We start from the raw sequence: 14538 nt of genomic DNA on the forward strand, positions 1-14538 counted from the left end.
AATGAACAGGATTTTCTCCACCCTCGGTTTTTCGCTATGGATAGCGCTGGTGTCACCGATGGTAATGGCGGCCAATCTGAAAGCGCTGGATGTTGCCGCGCTGCCGGGTGACCGCGTCGAACTGAAGCTGTCGTTCGACGGCCCGCCACCCCAGCCCAAGGGGTACACGACCGAGTCGCCCGCGCGTATTGCACTGGATCTGCCGGGGGTGACCAGCCAGCTGGCCAACAGAAATCTTGATCTGGGCAGCGGCAATGCGCGCACGGCCACGGTGGCCGAAGCCAAGGATCGCACGCGGCTGATTGTCAGCCTGACGCAATTGGCGCCATACAGCACGCGGGTCGAAGGCAATAATCTGTTCGTGGTGGTTGGTCAGGGCGCCTCCGCGACCGCGCCGCGCCCGGCCGCCGTTGCACCACGTGCCGCCCCGGCCGCTGCGGCGCCCGCGAAATCTTCTGTGCCGCGCAGCCGGGCGATTCGCGGCGTCGATTTCCAGCGCGGTACCGAGGGCGAAGGCAACGTGGTCATCGATCTCTCTGATCCGACCATCGCCCCGGATATCCAGGAACACGACGGCAAGATCATCCTCAGCTTCGCCCGCACCCAATTGCCGGAAAAGCTGCGCGTGCGCCTCGACGTCAAGGACTTCGCCACCCCGGTGCAGTTCGTCAACGCAGCGCTCACCGGCGATCGCACCGTGATCAGTGTCGAGCCCAGCGGCACCTTCGACTATTCGACCTTCCAGACTGATAACAAGCTCACGGTGAGCGTTCGCCCGATGAGTGTCGACGATCTGCAAAAGCGCAACGCCGACCGTCAGGCCTATGTCGGTGACAAGCTGTCGCTGAATTTTCAGGACATCGACGTACGCTCGGTGCTGCAACTGATTGCGGACTTCACCAACCTCAACCTCGTGGCAAGCGACACGGTGCAGGGCGGCATCACGTTGCGCCTGCAGAACGTGCCGTGGGACCAGGCACTGGATCTGGTGTTGAAAACCAAAGGTCTGGATAAACGCAAGATCGGCAACGTGTTACTGGTGGCGCCGGCCGATGAAATTGCCGCCCGCGAGCGCCAGGAACTGGAGTCGCAGAAGCAGATCGCCGAGCTGGCGCCATTGCGTCGCGAGCTGCTGCAAGTCAATTACGCCAAGGCTGCGGACATTGCCAAACTGTTCCAGTCGGTGACCAGTGCCGAGGCCAAGGTCGACGAGCGCGGTTCGATCACTGTCGATGAGCGGACCAACAACATCATTGCCTACCAGACCCAGGATCGCCTCGACGAATTACGGCGGATCGTCGCGCAGCTGGATATTCCGGTACGTCAGGTGATGATCGAGGCGCGCATCGTCGAGGCCAACGTCGATTACGACAAGAGCCTCGGCGTGCGCTGGGGCGGCTCGGTGCAGAACAAGGGCAACTGGAACGCCTCCGGGGTCAACGGCTCATCGAGCACCATCGGTACGCCGGGCAGCACCAGCACCAACTCGCCCTTCGTCGACATGGGCACGGTCAACAATACCTCCGGGATCGGTATCGCGTTCATCACCGACAACGTGTTGCTGGACCTGGAACTGACGGCGATGGAAAAGACCGGCAACGGCGAGATCGTCTCGCAGCCGAAGGTGGTCACCTCGGACAAGGAAACCGCGAAGATCCTCAAAGGCACCGAGATACCGTATCAGGAGGCCAGCTCCAGTGGTGCGACCTCGGTGTCGTTCAAGGAGGCTTCGCTGTCGCTGGAAGTCACTCCGCAGATCACGCCTGACAACCGCATCATCATGGAGGTCAAGGTCACCAAGGATGAGCCCGACTACCTGAACAAAGTGCAGGATGTGCCGCCGATCAAGAAAAACGAGGTCAACGCCAAAGTGCTGGTGAATGACGGCGAGACCATCGTAATCGGCGGTGTTTTTTCAAATACTCAGAGCAAGGTTGTAGATAAGGTGCCATTTCTTGGCGATGTGCCGTATCTTGGCCGCCTTTTCCGGCGTGATGTGGTTTCGGAGAAAAAATCCGAGCTGCTGGTATTTCTCACTCCGCGTATCATGAATAACCAGGCGATTGCTGTGAGTCGTTGATTCTGTGCGAAATTTGATACTTGTAGGACCGATGGGTGCTGGCAAAAGCACCATCGGCCGATTACTGGCCAAAGAGCTGCGCCTGCCGTTCAAGGATTCCGACAAGGAAATTGAGCTGCGCACGGGTGCCAATATCCCATGGATCTTCGACAAGGAAGGCGAGCCGGGCTTTCGTGACCGTGAGCAGGCGATGATCGCCGAGCTCTGCGCGTTCGATGGCGTGGTGCTGGCGACCGGCGGCGGCGCGGTGATGCGTGATGCCAATCGCAAGGCCCTGCATGCAGGCGGGCGCGTGGTGTATCTGCACGCCTCCGTCGAGCAGCAGGTCGGCCGCACCTCCCGCGATCGCAATCGGCCGCTGCTGCGCACCGCTGATCCGGCGAAAACCCTGCGTGATTTGCTCGAGATCCGTGACCCGCTTTATCGGGAAATCGCCGATCTGGTGGTGGAAACCGACGAGCGGCCGCCGCGCATGGTGGTGCTCGACATTCTTGACCGCCTCGCGCAGCTGCCACCCCGTTAAAGCGTTGCCCGAAATGCGCTATCCTCGGCGTCCTGTCAGCGCCCGCCGAGGGTGTGGCGGATGCCGGGCGAGCGGCGTCATACCGCTACAGGCCGCAGAACACCAATAATTTCAGGGCAGGATGCCTGCTTCCATCTTCACTGTGGGGACACATGCAGACACTCAAGGTCGATCTAGGCGAGCGCAGCTACCCGATTCATATTGGCGAAGGTCTGTTGGATCAGTCGGAACTGCTGGCGCCGCATATTCACGGGCGGCAGGTGGCAATCATCTCCAACGAAACCGTCGCGCCGCTCTATCTCGAACGTCTGACCCGCAGCCTGTCGCAGTTCTCGGTAATCTCGGTGGTGTTGCCCGACGGCGAAGCCTTCAAGAACTGGGAAACCCTGCAACTGATTTTCGATGGCCTGCTGAGCGCCCGTCATGATCGCCGCACCACCGTGATCGCCTTGGGCGGCGGGGTGATCGGCGACATGGCCGGTTTCGCTGCCGCCTGTTATCAGCGCGGTGTCGATTTCATCCAGATTCCTACCACACTGTTGTCGCAGGTCGATTCCTCGGTTGGCGGCAAGACCGGCATCAACCATCCGCTGGGCAAGAACATGGTCGGCGCGTTCTACCAGCCGAACGTGGTGCTGATCGATACCGCATCGCTGAAAACCCTGCCGCAGCGCGAGTTGTCGGCGGGACTGGCGGAAGTCATCAAGTACGGCCTGATCTGCGACGAACCATTCCTGACCTGGCTGGAAGACAACGTCGACGCCTTGCGCGCGCTGGATCAGACCGCGCTGACCTATGCGATCGAGCGCTCCTGCGCGGCCAAGGCTGCGGTGGTCGGCGCCGATGAAAAGGAAACCGGCGTACGCGCCACCCTCAATCTCGGCCACACCTTCGGCCACGCCATCGAAACCCACATGGGCTATGGTGTCTGGCTGCATGGCGAGGCAGTGGCGGCAGGTACCGTGATGGCGCTGGAAATGTCCGCGCGCCTGGGCTGGATCAGCGAGCAGGAGCGTGACCGCGGCATTCGTCTGTTCCAGCGCGCAGGTCTGCCGGTCATTCCACCGACAGAAATGACCGAAGCCGATTTTCTCCAACACATGGCAATTGATAAAAAAGTGATCGACGGTCGTCTGCGCCTGGTGCTGCTGCGCCGGATGGGCGAAGCGGTAGTGACCGACGATTATCCGAAAGAGGTTCTACAGGCCACGCTGGGAGCGGATTACCGCGCCCTGGCTCAGCTTAAAGGTTAAAACGATTCCGATGACTAGTTTGCATGCCGACGAGGCGTTTCTCGGCCATTTCCAGTTAAGTCACGACCCGTTCGCGCCACGGGTGCCGGGCTTCAAATTCTTTCCGGCCCAGCGCAAACCGGTGCTGGGTCAACTGCATCACCTGGCGCGTTACAGCCAGTTGCTGCTGGTGGTCACCGGGCCGCAGGGCAGCGGCAAGACCCTGTTGCGGCAGGCGCTGGTGGCCAGCACCAACAAACAATCGGTGCAAAGCGTGGTGGTTTCCGCCCGTGGCGCCGGCGACGCGGCCGGCGTGCTGCGCCAGGTGGCGCAGGCGCTGGATGTAGCCCAGGCCGAGGTCGGCGCGATTCTCGAGCAGGTGGTGCAACTGGGTCTGACCGGACAGGAAGTCTATCTGCTGGTGGACGACGCCGAGCAGCTCGACGAGTCGGCGCTGGAAGCGTTGATGGCGCTGGGTGCCGGCACACCGGAAGGTCGCCCGCATGTATTCCTGTTCGGCGAGTCGTCGCTGATTGCTCAGCTCGAAGCTTTGCAGCTCGAAGAAGAGCGTTTCCACGTCATCGAATTGCAGCCGTACACCGAAGAAGAGACCCGCGAATATCTCGACCAGCGGCTGGAAGGCGCGGGCCGGGGTGTCGAACTTTTCACCGCAGATCAGATCTCTGATATTCACGAAAGCTCCGAGGGCTGGCCTGGCAACATCAACCAGGTCGCTCGCGATGCACTGATCGAAGTCATGATTGCCAGCCGCTCCGCGGTCAAGCGTCCAAGTATGGGGTTCAACATGCCGAAGAAACACGTATTGGCGATTTCCGCCGTCGTTGTGGTCGCGGTTGCCGCCGCCTGGCTGATGCCGGGTCGCAGCAAGGCACCGACCACCGGTGCTCCGGCCAATGAACAGGCGCAACTGCCATTGGGTCAGGGCGCCGCGAATGGCGCCAACCCGTCCGTCGAGTTCGCTGGCAACACCCAGCCGATGCCGCTGCCGCTGGTCGGCAACTCGCAGCCGGTCATGCGTGGCCCGCTCGCTGAAGCCGCCGGTGGCATCACCGAAGGCGATGACGGCGTGCCACTGGAAGGCTCCAGCGATACTCCGCCGACCGTAACCACCTCTGCACCGCCTGCGGGCGTTCCGGCCGGCCCTGCGCCGACGCCGGTCCCGACTCCGGCGGCCAAGCCGGCGCCAACCCCGGCACCGACGCAGATCGCCACGGCCAAGCCTGCTCCGGCCACACCGGCGCCAGCTGCGAAACCGGCCCCCGCTCCGGCCAAGCCTGCCGACAAACCGGTCACCGTGGCCAAAGCCGCCGGTGGCAGTTGGTACGCCGGTCAGCCGACCAGCAACTACGTGGTGCAGATCCTCGGCACCAGCTCGGAAACCGCCGCGCAGAACTTCGTCAAGGAGCAGGGCGGCGAGTACCGTTATTTCAAGAAAGTCCTCAATGGCAAGCCGCTTTACGTGATCACCTACGGCAACTTTGCCAATCGTGATGCGGCCGTTTCTGCCATCAAGGCCTTGCCAGCGAAGGTTCAGGCTGGTAAACCTTGGCCTCGCACTGTCGCCAGCGTCCAACAGGAACTGGCAACAACTCGCTGAAGATTCGGCGGCCTTACCCAGGCCGCCTCTCCCGGCACCTCAAAATCTCCACGAGTGCGCGCTTCCTGAAAAGGTCGCGTGCCTTGTGGTGTCTGCGTCACAGTAGTTTTTGAGTCGTTGCGGTCAGAATTTAAAAAAGTTTTGACTAGCACAGCAGATCGCTTTAAACCTTTCACAAATGCGACATGAATTTGCGACAGTTCGTCGTAAAATTTGTGAGCCTCTGTGTCGCTGTGTACAATGACCACCCTTTTGCCCCCGCTAAGCCGGCGTACGTTCGGCGCGGAACGCAAGTGGTTGAATTGAAAAGAAATTTGCCTCGAATAGAGGCAGCCTGGTGAGAAAGTGTCTATGAAAGCAGGTCTGTACCAACCAGATGAATTCAAGGATAACTGCGGTTTCGGCCTGATAGCTCATATGCAGGGCGAGCCCAGTCATACCCTTTTGCAAACGGCCATCGAGGCCCTGACCTGCATGACCCACCGCGGTGGGATTAATGCCGACGGCAAGACCGGTGACGGTTGCGGTCTGCTGATTCAAAAACCCGACGCCTTCCTGCGAGCCATTGCCCAGGAGAGCTTCGGCGTCGAAATGCCCAAGCAATATGCAGTGGGCATGGTGTTCTTCAATCAGGATCCGGCCAAAGCCGAAGCTGCTCGCGAGAACATGAACCGCGAGATCCTCGCAGAAGGCCTGCAACTGATCGGCTGGCGCAAAGTGCCAATCGACACCAGCGTCCTCGGCCGCCTGGCCCTTGAGCGCCTGCCGCAGATCGAGCAGGTCTACATTGGCGGCGAAGGCCTGAGCGATCAGGACATGGCCGTGAAGCTGTTCAGCGCCCGTCGCCGTTCGTCGGTGGCCAACGCCGCTGACACCGACCACTACATCTGCAGCTTTTCGCACAAGACCATCATCTATAAAGGCCTGATGATGCCGGCTGACCTGGCGGCGTTCTATCCGGACCTGAGTGACGAGCGCCTGCAAACCGCGATCTGCGTGTTCCACCAGCGCTTCTCCACCAACACCCTGCCGAAATGGCCGCTGGCGCAGCCGTTCCGCTTCCTCGCCCACAACGGCGAAATCAACACCATCACCGGTAACCGTAATTGGGCACAGGCCCGTCGGACCAAGTTCACCAACGATCTGATGGATCTGGAAGAGCTCGGCCCGCTGGTCAACCGTGTCGGTTCCGACTCCTCGAGCATGGACAACATGCTCGAACTGATGGTCACCGGTGGCATCGACCTGTTCCGTGGCGTGCGGATGATCATTCCGCCAGCGTGGCAGAACGTCGAAACCATGGACCCGGATCTGCGTGCGTTCTACGAGTACAACTCGATGCACATGGAGCCGTGGGACGGCCCGGCCGGCGTGGTGATGACCGATGGTCGCTACGCGGTGTGCCTGCTCGACCGTAACGGTCTGCGTCCGGCGCGCTGGGTCACCACCAAGAACGGTTTCATCACATTGGCGTCGGAAATCGGCGTGTGGAACTACCAGCCTGAAGACGTGCTCGCCAAGGGCCGCGTCGGGCCGGGTCAGATCTTCGCCGTGGACACCGAAACCGGGCAGATCCTCGACACCGATGCGATCGACAACCGTCTGAAATCCCGTCATCCGTACAAGCAATGGCTGCGCAAGAATGCCCTGCGCATTCAGGCGACCATGGAAGACAACGACCACGGTTCGGCTTTCTACGACGTCGATCAGCTCAAGCAATACATGAAGATGTATCAGGTCACGTTCGAAGAGCGTGATCAGGTGCTGCGCCCGCTCGGCGAGCAAGGTTACGAAGCCGTGGGCTCGATGGGCGACGACACGCCGATGGCCGTGCTGTCCCAGCGTGTGCGCACGCCGTACGACTATTTCCGTCAGCAGTTCGCGCAGGTGACCAACCCGCCGATCGACCCGCTGCGCGAAGCGATCGTGATGTCGCTGGAAATCTGCCTCGGTGCCGAGCGCAACATTTTCCAGGAGTCGCCGGAACACGCCTCGCGCGTGATCCTCAGCTCGCCAGTGATCTCTCCGGCCAAGTGGCGCTCGCTGATGAACCTCGACCGTCCGGGTTTCGAACGGGCGATCATCGACCTCAACTACGACGAAAGCGTTGGCCTCGAAGCGGCGATCCGCAATGTTGCCGATCAGGCTGAAGAAGCCGTGCGCGCCGGGCGTACCCAGATCGTCCTCAGCGACCGTCATATCGCGCCGGGCAAGCTGCCGATCCACGCCTCGCTGGCGACCGGTGCAGTGCACCACCGTCTGACCGAAAAAGGCTTGCGTTGCGATTCCAACATCCTCGTTGAAACCGCGACCGCACGTGACCCGCATCACTTCGCCGTGCTGATCGGTTTCGGCGCCTCGGCTGTCTATCCGTTCCTGGCCTACGAAGTGCTGGGTGACCTGATCCGTACCGGTGAAGTACTGGGCGACCTCTACGAGGTGTTCAAGAACTACCGCAAGGGCATCACCAAAGGCCTGCTGAAGATCCTCTCGAAGATGGGTATTTCGACCATCGCTTCGTACCGTGGGGCGCAGCTGTTCGAGGCTATTGGCCTGTCCGAAGAAGTCTGCGAATTGAGCTTCCGTGGCGTGCCGAGCCGCATCAAGGGCGCGCGTTTCGTCGACATCGAAGCCGAGCAGAAAGCCCTCGCCGTCGAAGCCTGGAGCCCGCGCAAGCCGATCCAGCAGGGCGGTCTGCTGAAGTTCGTCCACGGTGGCGAATATCACGCGTACAACCCGGACGTGGTCAACACCCTGCAAGCGGCCGTGCAGCAGGGCGACTACGCCAAGTTCAAGGAATACACCTCGCTGGTGGATAACCGTCCGGTGTCGATGATTCGTGACCTGTTCAAGGTCAAGACCCTCGATACGCCGCTTGACATCAGTGAAGTCGAGCCGCTGGAGTCGGTGCTCAAGCGCTTCGACTCCGCCGGTATCTCGCTGGGCGCACTGTCGCCGGAAGCTCACGAAGCCCTGGCCGAAGCCATGAACCGCCTCGGCGCGCGTTCCAACTCCGGCGAAGGTGGTGAAGACCCGGCGCGTTACGGCACCATCAAGAGCTCGAAAATCAAACAGGTTGCCACTGGCCGTTTCGGTGTAACCCCGGAATACCTGGTCAACGCCGAAGTGCTGCAGATCAAGGTCGCCCAAGGTGCCAAACCGGGCGAGGGCGGGCAACTGCCGGGCGGTAAGGTCAACGGACTGATCGCCAAGCTGCGCTACGCAGTGCCGGGCGTGACCCTGATTTCGCCGCCGCCGCACCACGACATCTATTCGATCGAAGACCTGTCGCAGCTGATCTTTGACCTCAAGCAGGTCAACCCGCAGGCACTGGTTTCGGTGAAGCTGGTGGCTGAAGCGGGCGTCGGCACCATCGCCGCCGGTGTGGCCAAGGCCTACGCGGACTTGATCACCATCTCCGGCTACGACGGCGGTACCGGTGCTTCGCCGCTGACCTCGATCAAGTACGCCGGAGCACCGTGGGAACTGGGCCTGGCTGAAACCCACCAGACCCTGCGCGGCAATGACCTGCGCGGCAAGGTCCGGGTGCAGACCGACGGCGGCCTGAAAACCGGCCTCGACGTGATCAAAGCCGCGATCCTTGGCGCCGAAAGCTTCGGCTTCGGCACCGCGCCGATGATCGCGCTGGGCTGCAAATACCTGCGCATCTGCCACCTGAACAACTGCGCCACCGGCGTTGCCACTCAGAACGAAAAGCTGCGCAAGGATCACTACATCGGCACCGTCGACATGGTGGTGAATTTCTTCACCTACGTCGCCGAAGAAACCCGTGAGTGGCTGGCCAAGCTTGGCGTGCGCTCCCTCGAAGAGCTGATCGGTCGCACCGATCTGCTGGAAATCCTTGAAGGCCAGACCGCCAAGCAACATCACCTGGACCTGACGCCGCTGCTGGGCAGCGATCACATCCCGGCGGACAAACCGCAGTTCTGCGGCGTTGAGCGCAACCCGCCGTTCGACAAAGGCCTGCTGGCGGAGAAGATGGTCGAGCTGGCCTCGTCGGCGATCAGCGATATGAGCGGTGCCGAGTTCGAGCTGGATATCTGCAACTGCGACCGCTCGATCGGTGCACGGATCTCCGGCGAAATCGCGCGCAAGCACGGCAACCAGGGCATGGCCAAGGCGCCGATCACCTTCCGTTTCAAAGGCACGGCCGGGCAGAGCTTCGGTGTGTGGAACGCCGGCGGTCTGAACATGTACCTGGAAGGCGACGCCAACGACTACGTCGGCAAAGGCATGACCGGCGGCAAGCTGGTCATCGTGCCGCCGAAGGGCAGCGTCTATAAAACTCAGGACAGCGCCATTATCGGCAACACCTGCCTGTACGGCGCCACGGGCGGCAAGCTGTTCGCCGCCGGCACCGCAGGCGAGCGTTTCGCCGTGCGTAACTCCGGTGCCCACACGGTTGTGGAAGGCACTGGCGATCACTGCTGCGAGTACATGACCGGTGGTTTCGTCTGCGTGCTGGGCAAGACCGGTTACAACTTCGGCTCTGGCATGACCGGTGGTTTCGCCTACGTGCTCGATCAGGACAACACCTTCGTTGACCGGGTCAACCACGAACTGGTGGAGATCCAGCGGATCAGCGGCGAGGCGATGGAAGCCTATCGCAGCCACCTGCAGAACGTGCTGAACGAGTACGTCGCCGAAACCGACAGCGAGTGGGGTCGTGAACTCGCCGAGAACCTCGACGATTACTTGCGGCGTTTCTGGTTGGTCAAGCCCAAGGCTGCCAGCTTGAAAACCCTGCTTTCCAGCACTCGTGCCAACCCGCAGTGATATGCGCCTGAAGAGTTTGATGAGGTTTTAACAATGGCTGAACGTCTGAATAACGACTTCCAGTTCATCGATGTCGGGCGCAAGGATCCGAAGAAGAAACTGTTGCGTCAACGCAAGAAAGAGTTCGTCGAAATCTACGAACCGTTCAAACCCCAGCAGTCGGCCGATCAGGCTCACCGCTGCCTGGGTTGCGGCAACCCGTATTGCGAATGGAAGTGCCCGGTGCACAACTTCATTCCCAACTGGCTGAAACTGGTGGCCGAGGGCAACATCCTCCAGGCTGCCGAGCTGTCGCACCAGACCAACACCCTGCCGGAAGTCTGCGGCCGGGTGTGCCCGCAGGATCGTCTGTGCGAGGGTGCCTGCACCCTCAACGACGGTTTCGGCGCGGTGACCATCGGTTCGGTCGAGAAGTACATCACCGACACCGCGTTCGCCATGGGCTGGCGCCCGGACATGTCCAAGGTCAAGCCGACCGGCAAACGTGTCGCGATCATCGGCGCGGGCCCGGCGGGTCTGGGTTGTGCCGACGTGCTGGTGCGTGGCGGCGTGACCCCGGTGGTGTTCGACAAGAACCCGGAAATCGGCGGCTTGCTGACCTTCGGCATCCCCGAGTTCAAGCTGGAAAAGACCGTGCTGAGCAATCGTCGCGAAGTCTTCACCGGCATGGGCATCGAGTTCCGTCTCAACACCGAAGTCGGCAAAGACGTGACCATGGAACAACTGCTCGCCGAGTACGATGCGGTGTTCATGGGCATGGGCACCTACACCTACATGAAGGGCGGTTTTGCCGGGGAGGATCTGCCGGGCGTTTATGACGCGCTGGATTTCCTCATCGCCAACGTCAACCGCAACCTGGGCTTTGAAAAGTCGCCGGAAGATTTCGTCGACATGAAAGGCAAGAAGGTTGTAGTGCTCGGCGGCGGCGACACGGCGATGGACTGCAACCGCACCTCGATCCGTCAGGGCGCCAAGTCGGTGACCTGTGCCTATCGTCGTGACGAAGCGAACATGCCCGGCTCGCGCAAAGAGGTGAAGAACGCCAAGGAAGAAGGCGTGAAATTCCTCTACAACCGCCAGCCGATCGCTATCGTTGGTGAAGACAAGGTCGAAGGCGTGAAGGTGGTCGAGACCCGTCTCGGCGAACCGGACGCCCGTGGCCGTCGCAGCCCCGAGCCGATCCCGGGTTCCGAAGAGATCATCCCGGCCGACGCCGTGGTCATCGCCTTCGGCTTCCGCCCGAGCCCGGCACCGTGGTTCGAACAGTTCGAGATCCAGACCGACAGCCAGGGCCGCGTTGTTGCGCCCGAGCAAGGTCAGTACAAGCACCAGACCAGCAACCCGAAAATCTTCGCCGGTGGCGACATGGTGCGCGGCTCCGACCTGGTGGTGACGGCGATCTTCGAAGGGCGTAATGCCGCCGAAGGGATCCTCGATTACCTGGGTGTCTAAAAACAACGCAATCCCTTGTAGGAGTGAGCCTGCTCGCGATGGCGGTAGATCAGTCACCTGATGCATTGACTGATACTCCGCTATCGCGAGCAGGCTCACTCCTACAGTTGTTTTGTGTTGCTGCAAAAAATCAGCATTCCAACGCAATAAATTGACCCGATAGACAAAAGGCTGACCCACATCCGTGCCTTTTGCCTCGCGCTCTGAGAAAATGCCCGCACTTTTTTTCCGGATGCCGACATGACTGCCCTGAAGAACGACCGTTTCCTCCGCGCCCTGCTCAAGCAACCCGTTGACGTCACCCCTGTGTGGATGATGCGCCAGGCCGGTCGCTACCTGCCGGAGTACCGCGCCAGCCGCGCTCACGCCGGCGACTTCATGAGCCTGTGCATGAATCCGGAATTCGCCTGCGAAGTCACGCTGCAACCGCTCGACCGCTACCCGCAACTGGACGCGGCGATCCTGTTTTCCGACATCCTCACCATCCCCGATGCCATGGGCCAGGGCCTGTACTTCGAGACGGGTGAAGGCCCGCGCTTCAAGAAAGTCGTCAGCACCCTCGCTGACATCGAAGCCCTGCCAATCCCCGATCCGCACAAAGATCTCGGCTACGTCATGGACGCGGTCAGCACCATCCGCCGTGAGCTCAACGGTCGGGTACCGCTGATCGGCTTCTCGGGCAGCCCTTGGACTCTCGCGACCTACATGGTCGAAGGCGGCTCGTCGAAAGACTTTCGCAAGACCAAAGCGATGCTCTACGACAACCCGCAGGCCATGCACCTGCTGCTGGACAAACTGGCGCAGTCGGTGACCTCGTACCTCAACGGCCAGATCATGGCCGGCGCGCAAGCGGTACAGATCTTCGATACCTGGGGCGGCAACCTGTCGGCAGCGGCGTATCAGGAATTCTCGCTGGCCTACATGAAGAAAATCGTCAGCGGCCTGATCCGCGAGCACGACGGCCGCAAAGTGCCGGTGATCCTCTTCACCAAGAACGGCGGCCTGTGGCTGGAAAGCATCGCCGACGCCGGCGCTGACGCCCTCGGCCTGGACTGGACCTGCGACATCGGCAATGCCCGCGCCCGTGTCGGCGACAAGGTCGCGCTGCAAGGCAACATGGACCCTACCGTGCTCTACGCCAAACCGGAAGCGATCCGCACTGAAGTCGGACGCATCCTGGCCAGCTACGGCAAGGGCAGCGGCCACGTGTTCAACCTTGGCCACGGCATCACCCCGGAAGTTGATCCAGAGCATGCGGGTGCGTTCCTGCGTGCGGTGCATGAATTGTCGGCGCAGTATCACGAGTGATCGCGCTTCAATAAAAACGCCCGGCTTATGCCGGGCGTTTTTGTTTCCGCGATCCAACGTCGGACACAGATCAACTGTAGGAGTGAGCCTGCTCGCGATAGCGGTGTGTCAGGCAGCATATTCAGCGACTGACTCACCGCTATCGCGAGCAGGCTCACTCCTACATGGGTTTTGTATCAGGCTTTGACACCCTGCAACGGCGGCAGCTTCGCCAGCTTCAGTGCCACCAGCAGCGCGATCAGCAACAACGCACCGATAAACAAGCCGATACCGTTCCACCCGCCCAGATGCCAGAACACCCCGCCCGCCGTCCCGGCAATGCTCGACCCGGCGTAATAACTGAACAGGTACAGCGACGAGGCTTGCCCCTTTGCCTTCAATGCGCGCCGGCCGATCCAGCTGCTCGCCACCGAGTGCGCGGCAAAGAAGCCGAAGGTGAACACCAACATGCCGATGATCACCAACAACAGAGGCGTGAACATCGTCAGCGCCAGCCCTGCAAACATCAGCGCAATGGTCGCCCACAACACTTTGCGCCGTCCCAGCTTGTCCGCGAGCGAACCGATCTTCGCTGAGCTGTAGATCCCCGACAGATAGACCACCGAGAGCAAACCGACAAACACCTGATCCAGGTTGTACGGCGCGGCCAGCAAGCGATAGCCGATGTAGTTGAACAATGTGACGAACGCGCCCATCAGCACAAACGCCTCAAGAAACAGCAGCGGCAGGCCGGCGTCGCGAAAGTGCATGGTGAAGCCGTCGAGCAGGCTGCGCGGGTGCAACGAGCGGGCGCGGAAATTGCGCGACTCCGGGAGGATCTTCCAGAACACCGCCGCCGCGACCAGCGCCAGACCGCCAATTACCAGCATCGCCGTGTGCCAGCTGACGAAGTCGATGAGAACTCCAGTGATCAAGCGCCCGCTCATCCCGCCGATCGCGTTGCCGCCGATGTACAAACCCATCGCCAGGCCGATGTGCTGTGGATGAATTTCTTCGCTCAGGTAAGTCATCGCCACTGCGGCGAGACCGCTCAACGACAGACCGATCAACGCGCGCATGATCAGCACGCCGTGCCAGCTCGGCATCATCGAACTGGCGATGGTGCACAACGCGGCAGCGAACAGCGCCGCGACCATCACCGGTTTACGGCCGATGCGGTCGGAAATCGGCCCGGTGATCAGCAAGCCGAAGGCCAGCATGCCGGTTGCCACCGAGAGGATCAGGCTGCTCTGCGCCGCGTTGATTCCGTACTCATGGGACAGCAGCGGCATCATCGGCTGCACGCAGTAGAGCAGGGCAAACGTCGCAAAGCCGCCACAGAACAGCGCCAGCACCGTGCGCATGAACGCCGGCGTGCCTTTTTCGATGTAGATCTCCTGCAGCTCGGCGAGGGTATCGTCGCCGGCAGAGGGCGGGACTTCGTGGGCAAGGGGCGCGACAGCAGTTTTCACTTCAGACCTCGGAAAGCATAGCCGGGCAGGCAATGAAAAAATCATATAGCTGGCTAATGTTTCTATCCAATATATTG

8 protein-coding genes are annotated in these 14538 nt (G+C 61.1%); 7 read left to right on the top strand and 1 reads right to left on the bottom strand.

The window, feature by feature from the left end:
• Position 1 precedes the first annotated feature (1 nt).
• The 7 genes from QRN33_RS09150 (at position 2) to hemE (ending at position 13010) form a co-directional block, all read left to right on the top strand.
• Positions 2 to 2080, top strand: a complete 2079-nt coding sequence (locus QRN33_RS09150; protein ID WP_123419831.1) for a type IV pilus secretin PilQ — start codon at positions 2 to 4, stop codon at positions 2078 to 2080.
• A 4-nt stretch (positions 2081 to 2084) separates the two neighbouring features.
• Positions 2085 to 2603, top strand: a complete 519-nt coding sequence (gene aroK, locus QRN33_RS09155; RefSeq protein ID WP_027611316.1) for a shikimate kinase AroK — start codon at positions 2085 to 2087, stop codon at positions 2601 to 2603.
• A gap of 152 nt (positions 2604 to 2755) precedes the next feature.
• Complete coding sequence (gene aroB / locus QRN33_RS09160; RefSeq protein ID WP_285408178.1) at positions 2756 to 3856, top strand: 3-dehydroquinate synthase; 1101 nt, start codon at positions 2756 to 2758, stop codon at positions 3854 to 3856.
• Between the two features lie 10 nt (positions 3857 to 3866).
• Positions 3867 to 5453: an AAA family ATPase gene (locus QRN33_RS09165; RefSeq protein WP_039756683.1), complete on the top strand. Its 1587-nt coding sequence runs from the start codon at positions 3867 to 3869 to the stop codon at positions 5451 to 5453.
• A gap of 351 nt (positions 5454 to 5804) precedes the next feature.
• The gene (gene gltB / locus QRN33_RS09170) at positions 5805 to 10250 is read left to right on the top strand and encodes a glutamate synthase large subunit (protein WP_065615445.1); all 4446 of its coding nucleotides are present in this window, start codon (positions 5805 to 5807) and stop codon (positions 10248 to 10250) included.
• 33 nt (positions 10251 to 10283) lie between these two features.
• The gene (locus QRN33_RS09175; RefSeq protein ID WP_007909438.1) at positions 10284 to 11702 is read left to right on the top strand and encodes a glutamate synthase small subunit GltD family protein; all 1419 of its coding nucleotides are present in this window, start codon (positions 10284 to 10286) and stop codon (positions 11700 to 11702) included.
• A gap of 240 nt (positions 11703 to 11942) precedes the next feature.
• The gene (hemE, locus tag QRN33_RS09180) at positions 11943 to 13010 is read left to right on the top strand and encodes a uroporphyrinogen decarboxylase (protein ID WP_025110257.1); all 1068 of its coding nucleotides are present in this window, start codon (positions 11943 to 11945) and stop codon (positions 13008 to 13010) included.
• A 176-nt stretch (positions 13011 to 13186) separates the two neighbouring features.
• Here the strand turns inward: hemE and QRN33_RS09185 are convergent, their stop codons facing one another.
• Positions 13187 to 14461, bottom strand: a complete 1275-nt coding sequence (locus QRN33_RS09185) for an MFS transporter (RefSeq protein ID WP_285408183.1) — start codon at positions 14459 to 14461, stop codon at positions 13187 to 13189.
• Positions 14462 to 14538 lie beyond the last annotated feature (77 nt).

The organism is Pseudomonas sp. FR229a (genome assembly GCF_030209115.1).
In the GTDB taxonomy this organism is placed as follows: Bacteria; Pseudomonadota; Gammaproteobacteria; order Pseudomonadales; family Pseudomonadaceae; genus Aquipseudomonas; species Aquipseudomonas moraviensis_A.